The sequence below is a fragment of the Streptomyces sp. NPDC029122 genome (genome assembly GCF_055569445.1).
Genome location: NZ_JBVHWK010000049.1, coordinates 1 through 18621, shown reverse-complemented (window position 1 = coordinate 18621; position 18621 = coordinate 1). Strand labels below are relative to the sequence as shown.

The window sequence follows — 18621 nt, the reverse complement described above, 5'->3', positions numbered from 1 at the left end:
CGCTCCGGACGGTTCGGGGTTCCGCTTCGCTCCACCCCGAACGGCCTGCTACGTAGGCCGGGGTGACACCGTCTCACGGGGTCCGAGCCTACGGGCGTTGGGATGTCCGCTGCGCTCCCACCCTTCGCCACTCGCGGCTTCGCCTCCAATGGCTGATAGGGGCCCGCTTCGCGGGCCCCTGCAACAGGAGGAGTTCTGTGCTCAGGATCTCTTAGGATTCTGACGGCGGACAGCCCCTCCCCAAGGCTTCCCCGTCACAGGATGGATTTCCCGAACCAGATCTTCAGCCTCGTTGTAACTGCTCACGATCAGCGTTTCAATCTCGGTGACCTTCTTACCTGTCTCGCCATACTTGGGCCGCTCCACAACCCAGGAACAGTCATCCCACCCCGGACCTACTCGATAGCGCGGGCCCGGCCAGGGGCCTCCGCCGTCGCTTCCGAGACCACCACTATGAGGCATCGCTTTCCTCTCTCTCATAGAGGCGCCCTCCTAAGGAGAACGCAGGCCCAGCGGATACGGCTAGCACCGAACGAGTGCACTCATCCCCACTCGAGACACACCCGACGGCCAGCAAGCACCTCCCCACCACAACCACCCGACCACACCCTCCAAAGAAGACCGCCCGGACGACAGGCGACCCCATCCCATAAGCGGCTGCAGCGGGCTTGCTTCAAAACACGCTACGGATTAATTCTGGGACCGTGTCGCCCCCACCCGACTCACTCCATCGCGACCGGCTATCGCGGATCGCCGAGTCTGCGCAGCACACAACCAACCTGCACAGCGGCGGTCGGGCCGACAACACCGCAACGAACCCCGATGCTGCCCAGATTCAGTGAGCCGACCCATCACCAAAACCGCTCACCCAAACTGCACAACCCCAGAGCCTTGACGACTCCTCAGGCTCACTGACCGGCTACATCTCGCCTCGGGACGGAGATGACCACGCCGCTGGCTCACCAGCTTCGCCCGGGACTCTCGTGGTGCCACAGCCGGTCGCTGCTGTTGGTGGCGCGGTAGAGACGCACCTCGCTGAAGCCGCCGCCGAGGGTGGGAGGTGCGGCCGCCAGCTTGGTGTTCAGGGTCGGTCGCAGGCTCCACCAGCCCGTGGGCCCGGCAGCACTGGCGAGATCCGTTTGCTCGTTGACCAGCTGCCAGGACTGGATCTCGGACCCGTTGCAGGTCTTGACCACGAGCAGGACGTCCGGTGCCGGGTCGGACGCCGGCTGCAGACACAGGGTCGAGTTCTTCTCGTTGCGGATCACCCAGTATCCATCATGGTCCTCCAGTTCCCACAGCACGCTGGTGCGGCTTTCGTAGTCGGCACTCGGTGTGCGGATGGTGGCGGCACGAACGCCGGGAAGCACGACGTCATCCCAGGTACTGAGCCGTCCGCCATCAGCCTTGTTGACGATCTCCTGATGGCGGACGCTGTCGGCCGCGTGGCTTGGAGGGGCAATAGCGCACAACGCCACCGAGGTGACGACGGGCAGGAAGCTGATGAGGAGGCGACGGGCCAGAAACACGGGCAATCCTCTCGCTGCATGGCCTGACGGCCGCGGGTCGACGGCTGGTAACGCCGCACTCCTATGAAGCACGCCAAGCCACCACCACAGTGCGCAAAAGCGGACATAGGACCGGTGTGGGTGAAGGAGACACCCCCGACATCGAACTTCCATGCGAGCGATCGAACGGAGGGGCAGGAGACAGGCGCCGGGACGAGCCAGCCGGCTTCGGCACCATGGATCCGACCCCGCGCCGCGTACGCCACCCCACGCCGAGCCATCCCGCCCACCGGCCCCTCCGCGGCGCTGCCGCGCAGTCCGGCTGGCCAGACCAGGGTCACCCGCAGGCCGCCCGAGCCCTCACCCCAGCACTGCGGGAAGAACTGAGGCACCGCGGACTGCTGCGTGCTCAGCAACCAGCCCATCAGCATGACCAAGACCGCCTGGAAAAAGCACCGCCACGTCCAGCCCTCCTCGCCGGCCTCGGCGGAACCCTCGTCCTCATCGCCGGATACACAGCCTGACGCCCCCGCGCGGCCCTAGACACCGCGCGGCACTGTCCAGCAGTCACACACGCCGATGACACCCAACAGACCGCATCAAACTGTCACTGCCGCTGGACCAGGAACCCCTCACCAGGAAAACCGGGCCGCCGAGCTCGCCGCGATCGACGAGGACTGGAACCCCGCGGTGCGGGGGTGGACGGTGGACTGGCAGCGACACTACGCCTACCTCAAGCAGCTCCACGGCGAAGGGGCGCGACTCAAGGCCGTCACCCCCGGAGTGACCCGGCACGGCGAGGACATCGGCCGCTGGCTCGCCACCCAGCGCCGGGACTGGGCCCGGCTGAACGCCGAGCAGTTGGCCCGCCTCGCCGCGCTCGGCGTTACCCCGGCGAGGGTCGTACACGCCCGCACAGCACCCACGAAGAAGACCGCGGCCCCCGGTCCGGCCGGGGCGCGGAAGCCTTCGACAAGGGCGTCCAGGCCCTGGCGCAGTACCTCGCGGGAGGGCGGCGGGATGCCGGGGCGGTCCCACGTCGAGCGGCTGCCTGACGGGAGTGAGCACCGGACGGGGGGGTGGCTGGCCAACCAGAAGCAGCGCCGCGACCGGCTCCACCCGGCGCAGCTCGAAGCTGTCCTTCGTCATCCAATCGAGGCGTTTGACAGCGAACCCAGCCGTGTCGGCTTCTCTGACGGTGAATCTAGCCGTGAGGGGGGAGCACGCCGGGGGTTGTCGCGTGCTGATGGGCGTACGCGGGCGTCGGCGGCATCCGTTGCTGGAATGTCCGCCGGCCAGGTTCGAGGACGCGGTTCCGGTGCGGCTGCTGCCCCGAGTCCATCGCTGGCCGACTCTGCACGGCCGTGGCCTATGGCTGCGTGTTCACCCGGCGGGCACGGACATCGTGGTAGACGTACATGGCGATGGTCACCGCCGTCATCAGATAGAAGAGCCACAGGCCATAGACGACTTGGGGGCCCCGGCCGCTGCTGTCGTAAAAGGGCGGGTTGGACGCGGCCTGCCAGCCGAGGCACAGCACGGTGAGCACCGCTGCGCCATAGCCCGCCAGCCTCGTCGGCACCCGAGAGCTCAGGACGAGCAGCATGACCGCCACCAGCAACGTCGCCACCCCGACGCCGGCTCCGACGGTAGTGAGGGCTCCCCAGGCTCGTGAATTCCACTCGAAGAAGTCCTCTTCCTCCGCATAGACGATCTGTTTACCGAACGACCTGACAACGCTGTCGTTCCAGTCTGTCCTGTAAGCGGGCTGGAACAGGACGATCGTGTGCAGCGCCAGCAGTACCGTCGGCGCAACCAGCCGTTGCCGCCACTCCTTTCTCGTGGACGGCACGTGCCGCGATGTCGTGGGCGTCTCGGACGCGTGGAGCAGCGAAGCGCACTCGGCGGCGGAGGGCCGCTGCTCGGGACGTGCAGCGGTCATCCGGGTGAGCAGGGACAGTACGGGCTCGCCGATGGAGGATTGGACCTGGGGCGTGAGCTGCGTGACGGGCAGTCGGTGGCCGGTGAGCTTCTCGACCAGGACGATCCCCAGCGCGTAGACGTCCGAAGCAGGTGCGGCGGCACGGCCTTCGAGCTGTTCGGGGGCCATGTAGCCGGGGGTTCCGAAGTATTTTCCGGTGGTGGTGGCTGTACGGGTGAGCGAGGCATCGTCCCGCGCTATACCGAAGTCCATCAGCACGGTGCGCCCGTCGGCACAGATCATGATGTTGGCGGGCTTGATGTCCCGGTGGACAACCTTCGCCGCATGGACGTGCGCGAGAACGTCCGCCAAGCGCGCCCCGGTCTCCACGATCGAGTCCACGTGCGAGAAATCCCAGGTGGCGCCGTCCAGTAACTCCATCACGAGGTAGGGCAGAGACTGGCCGTCGTGGTCGGCCGTTCCGGCGTCGTGAACGGTCACGACACTGCCGTGGCGGAGCGAGGCGAGCGTGCGGGCCTCACGCGCGAACCGCTGAGCCGCCTCTGGGTACTGCATGACGCCGGTGACGAACTTGATGGCGACCCGCCGGCCGAGGGTACGGTCCGTCGCTTCCCAGACCTCGCCCAAGCCGCCCCTGCCCAGGAGGCGTTCCACGCGGTAGCGGCTCCCAACTGCCATGCCCTCGTGCACCCAATCCCCCTGGCGTCACCCGAGTCAATGAGATGACCAATTTAGAGCAGGTCGCCACGACTGCGTAGGGACTCAAGACCACCAGCTGCCCACTCACGACTAGTGATCCGGTTTGGAGATCCTGTCGCAGTAGCGGCAGATGCGGTCGAGGATTTGGTCGGCGGTCTTGGTCCACTTGAAGGGTCGGGCCTCGTCGTTCCAGACCTTGATCCAGCTCTCAAGTCCGGCCTTGAGGTCGTCGAGGGAACAGAACACTCCACGTGCGAGGCAGCGTCGTTCCAGCTCGGCGAACCACCGCTCGACCTGGTTGATCCATGACGAGTACGTAGGCGTGAAGTGCAGGTGAAAACGGGGATGCGCCAGCAGCCACTTGTGCACCACGGGCGCTTTGTGGGCGGAGAGGTTGTCGCAGATCACGTGGACCGCCAGACCGGGATCGGTCTGGCGGTCGATCTCGTCGAGGAAGTCCACGGCCCGGTGCTGCGCGGACAGCTTCGTGATCACTTTGCCCGTCGCCGTGTTCAACGCTGCGAACAGATCGACGGTCCCGTGCCGGGCGTAGTCAAAACTCCGCCGCTCGGGCACCCCGGGCAGCATCGGCAACACCGGTGCGGTCCGTTCCAGGGCTTGGATCTGCGGTTTCTCGTCCACCGCGAACACGGCCGCGTTGGCCGGCGGGGCGAGGTAGAGGCCGACGACGTCACGGATCTTGTCGATCAGGAACGGGTCCGAGGAGATCTTGAAGGTCTCGGTTCGCCACGGCTGCAGGCCGAAGGCGTGCCAGATCCGCAGCACGCTCGCCGGGGAGATCCCCACGACCTTGGCCAGCTCCCGCTTCGACCAGTGTGTCCCGCCCGCGGGGGTCTCCTCCAGGGTGCGGACCACCACTTCTTCCACTTGGGCGTCGGTGATGGTCCGCGGCACGCCGGGCCGGGGTTGGTCGGCGAGCCCGTCCAGCCGCTCCCGCAGGAACCGGGTCCGCCATCTGCCCGCTGTCTTGCGCTCGATGCCCAGCCGCGCGGCCACGACGGTGTTGTTCCACCCGCGCGCGCATGCCAGCACGATCTGAGCACGCTGGGCCAGGCCCTGGGCGGTCGAACGCCGCCTGGCCCAGTTCTCCAACGTCAACCGCTCGGCATCCGACAGCACGACCGGCGGCAGTCTGGTGTCACTTGCCGAGCGTCACCTGAAGTTGCTGCAGCCCGCCCGCAAGGGGGAAGCCGGACTGACCGGGTCACACCTGTTCAAGCCGCTGCGGCAGGTCATCGAGTCGATCAATCAGACCTTCAAGGGGCAGCTCAACCTGGAACGACACGGCGGCAAGAGCCCGGCAGGGGTGTCAGCCCGGGTCTTGTGCCGGATCCCCGCACTCACAGCGGCGATCTGGCACAACGATCAAACTGGACAGCCCATCCAGCGATCACTCACTGTCTACGATGACTGACGGCAACGACACCCCTTGGACTCATTCATCTGGTGTCGCCTCAGGCGACTTTCCCTCTGCCTGCGCCCTCCGATGCCGGGGTGGTTGCGTTCAAGGTGTTCCTGATCTGCTCGGCGGTCAGCACGAGTGCGAAGCCTTTGCGCAGCACGGCGAGTTCTGGTTCCTGGCGGGACTCGTCGTCGGTGGCCGTGGTGTCGGATCCGAAGACGACCTTGTAGCCGCGTTCGTATGCTTGGCGGGCCGTGGTGCCGCAGCAGTAGTTGGTGAGGGTGCCCGTGACGATGACCGTGTCGCGGCCGAGGTTGCGCAGCATCGTGTCGAGCGGGGTGTCGTAGAACGCGCCGTAGGACGGCTTGCGGATCAGGGCCTCGTCGGGGCGGCGGCCCATCGGAGCCCACACATCGGCAGGGCCGGGGCGGCGCCAGTCGGTGTCGGCATGCGGGAGGAAGCGCAGGGCGTGCGGCCGGTCCAGTCCGAGATGGGTGTCGTCGAAGATGGTCCAGATCACCGGGATCGAGGCAGACCGGCAGTCCTCGACCAGCTGCCGCAGCCGGGGTGCCATGCGGGTGGCCGCAGGCACCCAGTAGGGGCTCCACCCGGGGCGGATGAATTCGTCCTGCATGTCGATGACCAGCAGTGCCGCGCGCTCGGGCCGTACGTCGAACGATGCCCGGCCGTGCTCGTAGGCGTCGCGCGCTCGCGTGATCACCCATTCCTCGGTGTACGTCATCCCCAGCCCCTTATCTCGATTCGAGGTACCTCGTTTCGATGTGCGAGAGTAGCAGCATGCTGGAACTTGCGATCCTGGGATTCCTGGCCGAGGGGCCACTGCACGGCTACCAACTGCGCCGCCGGATAGCGCACTTGTCCGGACACGCCCGGCCGGTCAGCGACGGCAGCCTCTATCCGGCGATCAACCGGCTGGTCAAGGCCGGCCTGCTCGACCGCAAAGCCGAGCCAGGCGCCGCGGCCGTCCAGCGGCACAACCTGAGCCTGACCACTGCCGGCCGCACCGAGCTGCTGCGCCGGCTGCGGGAAGCCGACGGCTTGGACATCAGCGACAGCACCCGCTATTTCACGGTCCTGGCCTTTCTCTCCCAGCTTCCCGACCCCGCCGACCGGCACGCAGTGCTGCGCAGGCGACTGGACTTCCTGGAACAGCCCGCGAGCTTCTTCCACAATGGCGACCGTCTCCTGGGTGCCGCGGACACCGACGACCCCTACCGCCGCGGCATGCTCACCATCGCCCGCGCCACCAGCCGCGCGGAACGGTCGTGGCTACGGGAACAACTGGCCTGACGCCGACACGGCGAGCCACGCCGACCTGCACCCGGATGCTCCCCTGCGCCCCCGAGCCTCGGGACATGCGCATCTACGTCCCCGTGACCAGCCGGGTACCGAGCAGGGAGCGGGGCCTGCGGTACACGGCCCACATGCGAGTGCACGCCCCCGCGGTGGAGATAACGGCTAGACCTCCAGCCCCTCCGTCATCGAGGTGGTCACCAACGCCACGCCGTTCCTCGTGGAGGCCCCGAGGAACGAGCTGACCCGCCACGAGCGCACAATCCACGTCGTCGACCACCCTCAGGTTGTCGGCGGCGATGATGACGTGATCAGCGCGATGGGGATGAGAGTCACCGAAGCCCCTTGCTCAGCGGACGCATCCGGCGCATCGTCGGGCTAGGCATCTTGTCAGGCAGGTGGGCCGTCCGCCGGAACCGACAGCGGCGACATCCTGGCTGATCTCCTGGTCGAGTTCCCTCGTCCGGCCGAGGAGTACAGCCGCGACGGGTGTCCTCTCCGCGGGCGGGCTCGGTGAGCTCATGAGCCGCGGACCACACAGCCGGACGCCGGCCCAGCCCCCCTCCGGGGGGATTCCCTGGTTCCAGGGTAGGGCTGGCCGTACCCCCGGCCGGGGGGCCGTCGGATGCCCCTGTGATCAACAGCTCCGTAGCGTCGTCGTCATGACCCACACCACGACCCGCACCCGCTTCAGACAGGCCGTGCAGCGCACGCGAGTACGCCGGTCACTGGCCGGCGCGACCGCCGTCGCCCTCACCGCCCTCGCCACCCTCGCCGCCGCCCCGGCAGTCGCGGCGTCCGAACCCCGCCCAGCCCAGCAGAGCACCGGGCGCGGGGCCCTTCTCGGAGTCACTCCCGTCGCCGACCTGAGCCGGGCCGAGGTGGCCGCGTTCCTCAAGGGCGCCGACATCGAACCGGCGACCGTCCGCCACGGCGTGCGTGGCTACCGGCTCACCTACCAGACCCTGACACCTGGGGGCGAACAGACCACCGCCACCGGCCTGTTGGTGCTGCCCAAGGGCGGCGAGCGCCGGCTCGACCTGGTGGCCGACACGCACGGCACAATGGTCCACCGCGACTACGCGCCGTCCGTCGCCGCGGGCTTCGGTCTCTACGCGCCCTATCTGCACGCCGCTGCGGGACGCGCCGTCGCCGCCCCGGACTACCTCGGGCTCGGCAAGGGCCCCGGCCTGCACCCGTACATGGACACCGCCTCCGCCGTCTCCGCCTCGCTCGACATGCTGCGGGCCTCCCGCACCGCCACCCGTGCGCTCGGCAGGCCGCTCACCGGAGACGTGTACGGCACCGGGTTCTCACAGGGAGGCCAGGTCGCCATGGCGCTGGGCCGCGAGCTGGCGCAGGGAGCGGACCGGCACTTCCGGCTGCGGGCGCTCGCTCCGGTCGCCGGACCGTACGACCTGCAGGGCGCCGAGATCCCCGCCCTGCTCGACGGCCGTATCAACGACATCAGCGGCGTCTTCTACATGTCGTACTTCCTCACCGCGCAGAACCGGCTACACCCCGTCTACGACAACCCGACCGACATCTTCCGGCAACCGTACGCGGGGTACGTGGAGGAACTCTTCGACACCCGGCACACCGAGGAGGACATCGTCACGAAGCTGCCCGGCTCGGTAAAGGAACTGCTGACCGACGGCTTCTACGAGCGGCTGCGGCGCCCGGACGGCGGCCTGCTGACCGCGCTCAAGAGGCAGGACGGGACCTGCGACTGGAAGCCCGACGTCCCCGTACGGCTGCACAGCGCGACCGGCGACACGGACGTCGCCATCGCCAACTCCCTTTCCTGCGCGGCCGATCTGGCACGCAACGGTGTGACAGCCCCCGTGGTCGACCACGGAAAGACTGACCACAACGGGTCCTTCAAGCTGGCAGGACCCCAGATCGTGCACTGGTTCGACACGCTCGCGCGCGGCTAGACTCATCCGGCCGATCACGTCCGGAGTCAGATGATGAGGGCTGCGGCGGTAGCGGTGCCGAGGTAGACGTAGCTGCGCCTTTCGCCGACTCCTGGCGGAGAGGCGCAGCGGGCACGGGGGCGCTGGGCCTTCTCCGCTGACGGCTGCCTGCCCTGTCCGTGACTACGCCCCGGCCGCGGCTCCAGGGGCCTCCCAGGGGCGGGGCCCAGCGCGCGGTGGGATTCCGGGCTCGGCACTGTCCTTGCACCGGCGCTGCACGAACGCTTAGGAGCGCTGAAAGGTAGCGGTCACACGCCTGGGGCGTCCATGCCCTTCGCGATCCAGCCCGACCGCGTCTCTCCCCTGCGGTCAAGACACCGAGCCTATGTCCAGGGATGTGCCGTCCCAGCGCCATGTGGTGAGACGGCCAGGACACAGTGCCGTTCCACGCCGCAACAACGACGGCGTGATCCCGGGAGGCAGGGGCCTGCCCAGCCAACCGTCGTCAGCCGATATAGCCCCAGCCGATCAGGGGGTAGATGGCCTCGCAGCTGCTGGTGTCATCGAACTCCAGCAGCGTCGCGTGGTGCCCCACGGACCGCTGCGGCAGGTTGAAGCTGCACGAAAACGGAGTTGAAGGTACCAGACCAGCGGGGATCAACTCGTTCGCTGCCCAGTAGGGGGACGCCGATGTCCCCCGCCAGCCCGGAGCTCGTACAAAGTAGGCGCACCCCAGCAAGATCGTTCTCGCCGGGGATTTTCTGTATCTCAACTACTCACCCGGAATCTCCCACTGCCCCCTGGCAACCCCGTCCGCGTCCGGTACGACGGCGCACCAGTCGCCCAGTGGCGCATCGGCCAGCATGAGGGAGAAGCCGTCATCCCTAACCTCGGACAGCGTGTCGGCTCCACCGGGGTAGTTACGGTGAGCCAGTTCGCCGTGTGGCAGCGGGGCCACGAAGGCGGTGAAGTCGTCTTGCAGCAGTTCTGCTCTGGGGTTCAGCTCCGGCTCGGCGGCCACGCAAACCAGCGAGCGCGGTCGCAGGAGTCGGGCCACTTCGGCTGTGCTCTCCGGCGTCACGCGGAACCATCTGCACCCGTGAGCGCCGTACGCCCAGCGCTCGCAAACCAAGGTCAAGCGCTCGGACCCCTCCGCCACCCTCGCCCAGAAACCCGCGTCCGCGACGGCGTCGACAGGGTCCGAGACCTCTACGGGTTCAGGAGCCGCGTCTCGCCACAGGAACGTCACGCCCTCACCGTGGAGTCCCGCCAGTTCGGCGGCCACCGCTGGTGTGGTGAAGAGGTGTACCGCGCCGTCCCATCCCGACTCGATCTGAAGTTTCCCGGGTGAAGCGAGCTGACAATACGGCCCGCGTCCGGCTGCCATTCCTTCGGCGAGACCTATCGCTTGCGGCGGTCGGACCTCCGCACCGTTGCGCAGGCTGCGGTGCTCTTCGGGAAGGGGCTCGCTCACCAGCAGCCCGCCCACCTCCAGGAAGTCTGCGCCGCTCTTCTCAATCGCGGCTCCGAGCACCTCGCGAAGCTCCGCCGCGTACGCGCTCCAGGCAGCGGCTTCCGCCAGTTCCTCTCGCACGTGCTCGCTGCGAGGGCTGATGATCAGCTCTTCGCTCATTTCGCCAGCCACTTGAGTCCTCGCAGCAGCTCTATTCAGCCCGATGTCCAATCGTACGTCCCGTCTCGGGCCGAGCCCCCAACGACGGCCGCCAGCGAAGGCGAGTTCCAGGCGCAGCGGGACCGGCCGGCCAATCGCGCGCAGCCGGCCCGCCCAATCGGAGTTGCCCGGCCGATCACCATCCGGCTCCGGACCTGACCTCTACGCGACCCAGCAGTACACGCCATGGCCGTTTGCTTCTGCCCCACCGGCCAGAGCACCCAGACTTCCCAGCATCTCGACCGCCACCTCAGATCCGATTTCCTCACCGTCCTCGGCCCGCTGCCTGGCCCACTCCACGGCGACCTCACGCAGTCGGGAGGACTCCGCCTCGGCCAGAGCATCCACCAGACGGGCGGAGACCGCGAAGACAACACATCCATCATCGTCCTCGCCCGCGACAATCCGCGGTTCGCCAGCCTCCAGGAGCTCCTCGAAGTCGTCTCCGAAGAAGAGGCACTCCCACTCCACCACGGCACCTTCGGAATCGAAGTTGCCGAACGAGACGGACCCGAAAACGAGTCCCGGTCCGCCCCCGACAACGCGGGCGGCAGCCGCATCGTCCGGTGCCACGAAGAACTTAACGATGATGCTCACTGATGCATGATGCCTGACCGGCCAGACTCCACCACCGTGATCGGCCGGACAACTCCTCAACGTGGCGACCGAGGGCGAGTTGCGGTGAGTCAGGGTGACGGCGCCGGCGATCGCCTCGGTGGTGCCCCTGCGGACGCGCCTGCGGCAGCCGCTCACGGGGAGCCGGGGCAGCGGGGCGTCCGGTTCCCCATCGCGGCATGAGCGTTTCAGTCGGTTTCCAAGGCCGTCTTGAGGTTGCGCAGGGTCGTGTCGATGTTCCTGCGCTGGAAGTCGGCGAAGAGGCTTCCGCGTGTCGCGACCCGGTCGAAGGCGTTCGCCAGGAAGTCCGGCCACGACCGGCGGTCGTCGGTCCACGTCTCGATCACCCGGGTGCCCTCCGGGACAGCCTCGAAGCGGTACTCCCACGTGGCGATGGCACCCGACAGCCGCGGCCGCGTGATACCGATGGCGTGTACCCGGAACCGGAAGAGCCGGTCTGGCTCGAGCGCCGTCACGGTGCAACGGGTGGTCCAACGGAACGCGCCGCGCTTGTTGCGACCGTCGAAGACCATTCCGACGCTTGGTTCCCGGGCACCCCCGTGCACGGTGGCACCGAGGTTCTCCGGGCTCCAGTCCCCCATCCGTGCGGGATCGGAGACGCGCCGGAAGACCTCCGCGAGACGGCGATTGACGACGATGCTGTCGGACACTGTCAGAGTACGAGGCATGGCTCTCCCTTCAAGAGGCCAGACGTTATCTCCCTGCCTCGCCTGCCGCTACCCCGCAGTAACCCCGTCCGTCCCGATGCCGTGAGCAGCGGGTGCTCGCGTGGAACGGGACGGCAGGACGCGGTGGGAACTGCTGCATGGTGCGGCCGTTGGCGCGTGCAGTGCCTCCGGCGAAGGAGCCGGTGGCGGGGAGCCGCCTTCGAGGGAGAAGGAGTGTGTGTCGCCGCGGAACGTGCTCTGGTCGACGATGGGGCGGGTCCCGTCGTTCCAGTTGATCGTTGCCTTCGCGGAGCCGGGGCCGAAGGGACCCTGCAGCGGTGAGGCCGGCATCGATCCGGACCGTCGCCCTTGTAGAGCTCCGGGTGAATCGTTACCCCTTGCGCCGTACGAGGGCGGCGGGTCACGCCATGCCCAGCCGGCGCGTACGCCGCCTGGTAGACCGCGAGTGCACGATCCCGCACTCCGGAGGACGCCTTGACCCACCAGCGCACCCGCACCCACATCGCCGCCGCAGCCGCGGCCACCGCCGTTCTCACCCTGGCTGCCACCGCCACAGCCGCCCCGCGCCCAAGCACGCCCGCCGCCGTGACGGCCATGGCGCCGCACAGCCAGCACGTCTCGGCCACCGTGACCGTGCCCGCGTTCGGCACCGCCGAGGCCACCGTGCCCTGCCCTAGCGGCACATTTCCCACCGGCGGAGGCGGACGGTCGAGCGACGGAGTCCTCCTGATCGGATCGGACACCGGCCCCGGCAGCGCATCATGGGTTGCTATCGCCCACAACCGCCACAGCGTCCCCGGAACGGTGTCCGCCTTCGTGATCTGCACCACGGCGGGCAGCCACGTCGGTGGCAGCACCGGAACCGGCGTGCGGCCCGGCTTCGAAGGGGCCAGCCGCGACGCGTGCTCCCAGGACGAGGTGGCAACCGGCATCGGCTGGCGCACGGCTCCCCGGATGTACGTCAGCTCGGCCGGCGTCTTCGCTCGCAGCACAGAGGTCCAGGCCCTCAACGACGACACCGTCCCCCACGACATTCTGCTCACCCAGATGTGCTTCACGACGCCTCACTCCCAGCACACGGGTCCTCAGGTGCTGATGCAGGCGAACCAGACCGTCACGGCCAGAGTCAACTGTCCGGCCGGCGAGGTGCCCACCGGGGGTGGCGGACAGGCCGGGTTCCGGGCCTACCTGGGCTCGTCGTCGGGGACTGCCGACGGTCGCGGCTGGGAGGTCCGGGCCACCAACACGGCTGGCTTTCCACGGTCGTTGTTCGCCCAGGTGATCTGCACGCGGCCGTAACCACCGGTCTTGTCGTGGGAGAGGGACACGGATGCGGGCCCGGCGGACTACATCGGCGGCCGGGCCATCGACTACCCGGTGTCCCTGGCCATCGCGGCCATCGCCGGCCGCAAACCTGTTCTGGGCCTTCATCGGCCTCGGCATCGGGCTGAGCAAGACGGGCTGGGCGGCCGGACTCGCCAGCACCGGCATCCTCGCCTCCTCCCACGGCCACGGCTTCGCCTACTGGCTGTTCCTCACCCTGATCGTCGTCACCACCCTCGGCGCCTTCTGCGTGACTCCCTACGCCCTCGTCCGCGGCACCGTCGGACGCCGCTCACCCGTTCCCGTTCGGGTGGTTCTGGCGGCGGGCGTCGGCGCCCTTTCGCTACCGTGCCGTCATGAGCGAACCGTTCGCCCAGGGCGAGGACCATCCCGCGTGTGGCATCTGCCCGTCGAGGCGCCTGCCGCGCGAGGCGTTCGTGGTCTACTCGCGCCCCTCGTGGGAGTGCCCCTTCGATCCGGCCGACGGCTTCCGCTACACCCTGGACGACCGGACGCCGGCGTGTGTCCACCCGCACAAGGTGGGGCTGGAGCCGGACCGGATCGCCCTGCCGCCCAGGACGGAGCCGGAGGCCGAGGCGGTGCCTACGCCGCGGCGTAGTCGATGGCGCTGGTCATCCCGCGGTCGGTGATGCCGATGGTCGCGTACGCGCGGTCCAGGACCTGGCGGCGCCGCTCGGCCTCGCCGGCCGGGATCCGGCCCCGCTATCGAGCGGGCCGCCACCTGGCCAGGGTTTGTTCCGGCTCGTCCTGCTGCCCCGCAGCACGCGCCGGCATGCACACACCAGTAGGGCGCGCCGGCTCACCGCCTGGCATGAGCAGGCTCATCGGTCCGCGCCTTCCACAGAACCGGCCGCTTTACCGCGCGATGTCCATGTGGAGGCGGACGGTGGTGCCCCGGTCGGGTGCGGAGCGGATCTGGACCAGGTCACAGAGCTGGTGGGCGAGCCACAGGCCGCGGCCGCCGATCTGGTCCGCGGACGGGCGGGTGCGGCCGGCCATCACGTCCGAGATGTAGCCCGCGTCGCGGAACTCGCAGACGAACTCCGCCTCCTCGGTCCAGGTGCGCAGGGTGCCGCTGCCTCCGCCGTGGCGGATGCTGTTGGTCGCGATCTCGGTGACGGCCACAGCCAGCTTCGCCCGCCGGTTTTCGGGGACGCCCGCGTTGGCGGCGCACTGGGAGACCTTGGAGCGGACCGCCGCCAGGTCGCCGTCCGTGTAGCTGATCTCCTGGTACGGGTCGCAGGGACCAAGCAGGGCGTCGAAGGGATACACCGCGTCGGTGAGGTAGTCCGTGTTGGACGTGTACTGCCCGTCCCGGCGGATCAGCGGGTGGCAGCGGGACAGGGCCCGCAGGGCATTGTGGTCCTCCTCGGTGTCGTCGAAGGGGCACAGCATCGAGTAGGCGGGGCTCTGGGCGAAGGCATGGTTCATGAGCCACTCGTGGTAGCGCAGCTCCGCCAGGTGCCTGGCGCTTCGTGTCTGGCGCCAGGCGCTCTCGCCGATGCCTCGTACGGGCCTGCCTCCGTCGCCTTGCTGCGCCAGCCAGGCCGTCCAGGCGGCGATGAGGCGCCCCGGGTTGGGACCGGCGGCTGCGGTGTCGACGAAGGTGACGGCGGGCTCGTCGGCCAGTTCGTCCTGAAGGAGCGAGGTCTTGTCCGGTGGTACGGCGACGACGACGGCTTCACCGGCCTCCAGGCCTTCGTGGATGAAGCCCAGGGTGCCGGTCAGGAACTGTTCCTCCCCACGGTAGGGGTACAGCTCGTGGCGGAATCCGGCCGGGGCCTGGGCGTGGCCCGGCTGTTCCGGGGTGCCGGACGGCCTGGGGGGCAGCGCCGTGCTCATGCGGCCATCACCACCGGCAGGCCGGCGTCGGCGTAGCCCGCCAGCTCCCAGACCAGGCGCACGGTGTCGTTGGCGCCCTCCACGACGATCCGGGCGCCGGGCTGGTGGCGGGCCGCGTCGATGAGAGCGTGCATGCCCGCAGCGTCGATCATCTCAAGACGGTCGAACCGCAGCGTCACCTTGCCGGCACTGCGTACGGCCGCGCGTGCGGCGGCGTTGAACGCGAGCGCGCACTGTGAGTCGATCACTCCGTCCACACTCCACATGTCGGCACCCGTGCAATACATCCGGAACGCCGGACGCTGTGCACGTGTGCCCATCTCGTGCGGGTGCACACTGGCCACATGTTCCAGCGTAGGCTCATCCCACTCGGACGGCCGAAACGCGCACACCACCATGGCACCGCTCTCGGCAGCGAACTCGTCCAGCTTCAGCTCCTGTGCCAGCAGCTCCTCCGCGGCCCCTGGCGCTGTGACGGGCACCCGCTCGGCCAACACGCGAACCGCCCGGAAGCCCTCCCGGACAGCGGTACGCGCTTCGCGGCGCACCGCTGCCACAACCACGTCGCAATCCGTGGACGGCGGAAGGTCGAGGACCACCGCGCCCGAGGGCCGCAGGCCGTCGTCAAAAGAGGCGGAGGAAGAGGGGCCCACGGAGCCCACGACTACGATCTTGTCTCCGTACAACGCGCCATCGGCCACGTAAGCCGACGCATCCTCGTACAGGACCCCAGGGGTCTCAAGGCGCCAGCAGACGTGGTCACCGAGCTCGACCTCATCCAGCGTGGCCAATGCCCGCGCCGCCCTCATCCCCGCCCCCTTTCCACCACATACTCTCTGCCACCAGCCTACTGACCGGCCCGACAGCCAATCCAACCGCTGCCGCGCCCAGCGCCCAGACATCCCTCACCTCCACCCGCTGCCCCAGGCGGCTATGGGTCAATCGCCTGTTGTGACGAGCCTGGGAAGCGCCCGGCACCGCCGACCAGTGGGGGGGCGGACACACTGACGGCCTGCTCCAGCTGTTGGACCTCCACCGGCGCGCCGAATGCCTGGGCCTGCGGACCCTTATCGTCAGCTGGCGGCCCAGCCGCTCATGGCCGCAGTCGCCGGCACACCCGGACCCAGCCCGGCGATTGCGGAACGCAACGCGCTCGTGACCGTGCCGACCTCGACACCGGCGCTCTGCCCCACCCGTAACTTGATCAGGACGCAGTCTGGCGCCGCGCGTCCTGCCAGGCCCCGGAGGCTCCTTCCGCGTGGCCGCTCATTCCTGTTGGAGGCCAACGGAAAGAAGGGGCGACTGCGCCAGACGGGAGGGGGTAGCCGCTGAACCAGGACGAGTTTCATTTCACCCGCGCAGCGGGTTGGAGGCAGCACCATGACCACTTTTCCCCACTCCCGCAGCCACACCGGCACCCGCGGCCGGGCCCACGTCCAGCAGGCCGCTCTCGCTGTGGGCGGGCTGTTCCTGCTGGTCGGCATCCTGGGATTCATCCCGGGCATTACCACCGGCTACGACACGCTCGCCTTCGCCGAGCACCATTCCAAAGCAAAGCTACTGGGAATCTTCCAGGTATCGATCCTCCACAACGTCGTTCACCTGCTGTTCGGTCTTGCCGGCCTCGCCATGGCACGTACCGCGAAGGCAGCCCGCACCTACCTGATCGGCGGGGGCGCCGTCTACCTCGTGCTGTGGCTGTACGGCTTGATCATCGACCATGACAGCGCCGCGAACTTCGTACCCGTCAACGACGCGGACAACTGGCTCCACTTCGTCCTGGGCTTGGGCATGATCGCTCTGGGGGTCGCCCTGTCCCGGCGCGGAAATACTGTGCGTAGCTGACCCCCCGCCCACCCAGACACCACACGGCCACCCCCCGCCCCGACCCCACAAGCGGCACGTCGCGCCGCAAGGCGGTCGAATCTAGGCTGGAGACGGCGGCCGGCGCGCTGAGCGGCCCTCGGTGGTCACCCCGGAGCCCTGCTCCACCCCGTTCCCGCCGCCGAGCTCACCCCCCAACCAGTACGCGGCTCCCGCCGCGCCGGAGGCCGCCCCCGCTACTGCTGCCCGGCTGTGGCCACCGAGGCCACTGCGAGCGCGACCGGGTGTCGGCAGCCCGGTCCTGACCCTGGCATGCTCCGTGCCCGGTCGTATCCAGCCGTCGGGAGCGGTCTTCATCGCGAGCGGCGGTAGTGGCGGGGGAGGTGTCTGGACCGGCCGGCGTTGTGTGGGCGCACGGACCTGCCAGCCCTCGGAGAGCGCAGTGGTTGGTGCGGCGGCGGGGCCGCGCGCTCCTGGAGCAACGTGAGGCCCACACGGCGCATGACCATCCTTGACCTGGACGAAGAGGTGGGCCTGCACGGGCCTGCGGGCGGGGTTGCGTACGCCCTGGCAGCAGCGCGACTATCGATGCAGATCATCCGTTCCCGACAGGGGCTGGGGTATTAAACCCGCCGGTCGCGGCGAGGTGAGACGACATGGACTTCCAGATGATCTTGAGGCGCTACGGACCGACCGTGCACCTGACCCCGACCGGCGAGCTCGACCTGGAAACCAGAGCGGCTCTCGACGAGGTGCACGCCAGCCTCGACGGCGTCGCCGTCGTAGCCTGCGACATGGGCCACCTGACGTTCATGGACGTCACCGGCCTACACGGCCTGACCGCCTTCGTCCGCCGCCTCGACGAGTGCGGTATCGCCTTCTTCGCCTACAACTGGCAAACGCAGCCGCTCCGCCTCATGGACCTCGTCGACGGCCTCTTCAGGCCCGCCGGCCGCAGCGCGAACCGCAGCCACCCCACTCGGCTGCTGCGCCGCTCCCTGCAGAATTCCGCTGACGCCGCCCGTGAGGCCGGAGCGGCAAAAGCCCGCGAGCAGGCTCTGTACCCAGCCAGGTCGCCGTTGCCGTGGCAACCACCCGACCATGGGAGTACCTGCCGTGACCGGCCTCGGTCATCTGCCGAATGAACAGTGCAGAGCCAGAAGGGGCTGCCGGGGGTCCTGGGATACCGATGAACCGCTGGCGGTGGGCGGGGGCGAGGTGCCCGAGGCCGCCTCCGCCCCGCTGCAGCTGCCGATCCGGCCCGGCCCCGGGGCCCGGTGAACGCGGACGCCCGCGCGAGGTGAGGGCCACTAACGAGGGCCTGAACGCTCGGAACGACCTGGACGACCGCCCCGCCGCCCTTGAACAGCTCGGTGTCGGGGCGCCGGCGAACAGCCGACTGGTGACCATCGCGAAGGACTGCATCGGCTCCGAGCGGGAGACGGCCTTGTTGGTCAGTACCCGGGCCTGCTCGCGGCCCGCTCCGGCTCAACCGCCACCCCCAGCGCAGCCCGTACGACGGCGGCCGGGCGGCGGTGCCGGTCAGGGCAGGAAGTTCTTCTGCCACTCCAGCGACGGGAACGTGGGGTCAGGTGTGCAGGAGGCTGTTGGTGCCGTCGTGGCCATCGGCGTGTTCCTCGTCGAACCAGTAGTCGCCCGCGGCCAGGTAGCGGAAGGAGTGCACACTCTTCGCCGGCAGGCGGGCCTGGCGGGATGTCGGCGGGAAGCACGAAGGTGACCTAAGGGCTTGCAGATCATTAACACGGTGTTTTGATCTTGTTGTCCTCGCCGGTCTGTGCCTGGACTCGGGCCTGAAGGGCGGCGAGGGATGTG

The 18621-nt window shown here is 68.8% G+C and carries 16 protein-coding genes and 2 pseudogenes; 9 read left to right on the top strand and 9 right to left on the bottom strand.

Going from position 1 to position 18621, the window contains the following annotated elements; translation table 11 throughout:
- Positions 1–959: 959 nt before the first annotated feature.
- Positions 960–1529: an RICIN domain-containing protein gene (locus ACZ4WZ_RS33285; protein WP_467896764.1), complete on the bottom strand. Its 570-nt coding sequence runs from the start codon at positions 1527–1529 to the stop codon at positions 960–962.
- 558 nt (positions 1530–2087) lie between these two features.
- Here ACZ4WZ_RS33285 and ACZ4WZ_RS33280 point away from each other — a divergent pair.
- Positions 2088–2384 (top strand): annotated as a pseudogene (locus ACZ4WZ_RS33280) (helicase associated domain-containing protein); the annotation flags it as partial.
- A 493-nt stretch (positions 2385–2877) separates the two neighbouring features.
- On the opposite strand, the gene ACZ4WZ_RS33275 reads toward ACZ4WZ_RS33280, so the two are convergent.
- Complete coding sequence (locus ACZ4WZ_RS33275) at positions 2878–4104, bottom strand: serine/threonine-protein kinase (RefSeq protein ID WP_467896763.1); 1227 nt, start codon at positions 4102–4104, stop codon at positions 2878–2880.
- A gap of 135 nt (positions 4105–4239) precedes the next feature.
- Positions 4240–5301: an IS630 family transposase gene (locus tag ACZ4WZ_RS33270; protein ID WP_467896766.1), complete on the bottom strand. Its 1062-nt coding sequence runs from the start codon at positions 5299–5301 to the stop codon at positions 4240–4242.
- A 10-nt stretch (positions 5302–5311) separates the two neighbouring features.
- Here ACZ4WZ_RS33270 and ACZ4WZ_RS33265 point away from each other — a divergent pair.
- A pseudogene (locus tag ACZ4WZ_RS33265) lies at positions 5312–5584 on the top strand (IS982 family transposase); the annotation flags it as partial.
- A 40-nt stretch (positions 5585–5624) separates the two neighbouring features.
- Here ACZ4WZ_RS33265 and ACZ4WZ_RS33260 read toward each other — a convergent pair.
- Positions 5625–6314, bottom strand: coding sequence for a cysteine hydrolase family protein (locus tag ACZ4WZ_RS33260; RefSeq protein ID WP_467896761.1), 690 nt, complete (start codon positions 6312–6314; stop codon positions 5625–5627).
- Between the two features lie 56 nt (positions 6315–6370).
- Between ACZ4WZ_RS33260 and ACZ4WZ_RS33255 the strand changes: the two genes are divergently transcribed.
- From ACZ4WZ_RS33255 to ACZ4WZ_RS33245, 3 genes are all read left to right on the top strand, one after another.
- On the top strand, positions 6371–6883 hold the full coding sequence (locus ACZ4WZ_RS33255; protein WP_467896759.1) for a PadR family transcriptional regulator: 513 nt from the start codon (positions 6371–6373) through the stop codon (positions 6881–6883).
- 196 nt (positions 6884–7079) lie between these two features.
- The gene (locus tag ACZ4WZ_RS33250; protein WP_467896757.1) at positions 7080–7268 is read left to right on the top strand and encodes a hypothetical protein; all 189 of its coding nucleotides are present in this window, start codon (positions 7080–7082) and stop codon (positions 7266–7268) included.
- Positions 7269–7548: 280 nt separating this feature from the next.
- Positions 7549–8823 (top strand): alpha/beta hydrolase, encoded by a 1275-nt coding sequence (locus ACZ4WZ_RS33245; protein WP_467896755.1) that lies wholly within the window; start codon positions 7549–7551, stop codon positions 8821–8823.
- A gap of 751 nt (positions 8824–9574) precedes the next feature.
- On the opposite strand, the gene ACZ4WZ_RS33240 is transcribed toward ACZ4WZ_RS33245, so the two are convergent.
- The 3 genes from ACZ4WZ_RS33240 to ACZ4WZ_RS33230 form a co-directional block, all read right to left on the bottom strand.
- Positions 9575–10435: a hypothetical protein gene (locus ACZ4WZ_RS33240; protein WP_467896753.1), complete on the bottom strand. Its 861-nt coding sequence runs from the start codon at positions 10433–10435 to the stop codon at positions 9575–9577.
- Positions 10436–10636: 201 nt separating this feature from the next.
- A complete protein-coding gene (locus tag ACZ4WZ_RS33235) occupies positions 10637–11071 on the bottom strand; it encodes a hypothetical protein (RefSeq protein ID WP_467896751.1) in 435 nt (144 codons plus the stop codon).
- A gap of 206 nt (positions 11072–11277) precedes the next feature.
- Entirely contained in the window at positions 11278–11778 is a 501-nt protein-coding gene (locus ACZ4WZ_RS33230; protein ID WP_467896749.1) for an SRPBCC family protein, read from the bottom strand.
- A gap of 474 nt (positions 11779–12252) precedes the next feature.
- On the opposite strand from ACZ4WZ_RS33230, the gene ACZ4WZ_RS33225 reads away from it, so the two are divergent.
- Together ACZ4WZ_RS33225 and ACZ4WZ_RS33220 are read left to right on the top strand one after the other, a co-directional pair.
- On the top strand, positions 12253–13077 hold the full coding sequence (locus ACZ4WZ_RS33225) for a hypothetical protein (protein WP_467896747.1): 825 nt from the start codon (positions 12253–12255) through the stop codon (positions 13075–13077).
- A gap of 380 nt (positions 13078–13457) precedes the next feature.
- A complete protein-coding gene (locus tag ACZ4WZ_RS33220; protein WP_467896745.1) occupies positions 13458–13751 on the top strand; it encodes a hypothetical protein in 294 nt (97 codons plus the stop codon).
- Positions 13752–13977: 226 nt separating this feature from the next.
- Here ACZ4WZ_RS33220 and ACZ4WZ_RS33215 read toward each other — a convergent pair whose 3' ends face one another.
- Positions 13978–14964 (bottom strand): anti-sigma factor RsbA family regulatory protein, encoded by a 987-nt coding sequence (locus tag ACZ4WZ_RS33215; RefSeq protein WP_467896743.1) that lies wholly within the window; start codon positions 14962–14964, stop codon positions 13978–13980.
- A complete protein-coding gene (locus tag ACZ4WZ_RS33210; protein WP_467896741.1) occupies positions 14961–15755 on the bottom strand; it encodes an MEDS domain-containing protein in 795 nt (264 codons plus the stop codon). Before ACZ4WZ_RS33210 ends, ACZ4WZ_RS33215 begins: the two co-directional genes overlap by 4 nt.
- A 589-nt stretch (positions 15756–16344) precedes the next feature.
- Between ACZ4WZ_RS33210 and ACZ4WZ_RS33205 the strand changes: the two genes are divergently transcribed.
- Together ACZ4WZ_RS33205 and ACZ4WZ_RS33200 are read left to right on the top strand one after the other, a co-directional pair.
- The gene (locus tag ACZ4WZ_RS33205) at positions 16345–16809 is read left to right on the top strand and encodes a DUF4383 domain-containing protein (protein ID WP_467896739.1); all 465 of its coding nucleotides are present in this window, start codon (positions 16345–16347) and stop codon (positions 16807–16809) included.
- Between the two features lie 635 nt (positions 16810–17444).
- Positions 17445–17933 carry an STAS domain-containing protein gene (locus ACZ4WZ_RS33200; protein WP_467896738.1) on the top strand — a complete coding sequence of 163 codons (489 nt, stop codon included), beginning with the start codon at positions 17445–17447 and terminating at the stop codon, positions 17931–17933.
- Positions 17934–18621 lie beyond the last annotated feature (688 nt).

Excerpts from the sequence above, each read along its gene's own strand:
- ACZ4WZ_RS33220 (WP_467896745.1), top strand. The coding sequence starts at position 13,458 with ATGAGCGAACCGTTCGCCCAGGGCGAGGACCATCCCGCGTGTGGCATC.
- ACZ4WZ_RS33255 (WP_467896759.1), top strand. The coding sequence starts at position 6,371 with ATGCTGGAACTTGCGATCCTGGGATTCCTGGCCGAGGGGCCACTGCAC.
- ACZ4WZ_RS33260 (WP_467896761.1), bottom strand. The coding sequence starts at position 6,314 with ATGACGTACACCGAGGAATGGGTGATCACGCGAGCGCGCGACGCCTAC.
- ACZ4WZ_RS33215 (WP_467896743.1), bottom strand. The coding sequence starts at position 14,964 with ATGAGCACGGCGCTGCCCCCCAGGCCGTCCGGCACCCCGGAACAGCCG.
- ACZ4WZ_RS33245 (WP_467896755.1), top strand. The coding sequence starts at position 7,549 with ATGACCCACACCACGACCCGCACCCGCTTCAGACAGGCCGTGCAGCGC.
- ACZ4WZ_RS33230 (WP_467896749.1), bottom strand. The coding sequence starts at position 11,778 with ATGCCTCGTACTCTGACAGTGTCCGACAGCATCGTCGTCAATCGCCGT.
- ACZ4WZ_RS33205 (WP_467896739.1), top strand. The coding sequence starts at position 16,345 with ATGACCACTTTTCCCCACTCCCGCAGCCACACCGGCACCCGCGGCCGG.
- ACZ4WZ_RS33200 (WP_467896738.1), top strand. The coding sequence starts at position 17,445 with ATGGACTTCCAGATGATCTTGAGGCGCTACGGACCGACCGTGCACCTG.
- ACZ4WZ_RS33240 (WP_467896753.1), bottom strand. The coding sequence starts at position 10,435 with ATGAGCGAAGAGCTGATCATCAGCCCTCGCAGCGAGCACGTGCGAGAG.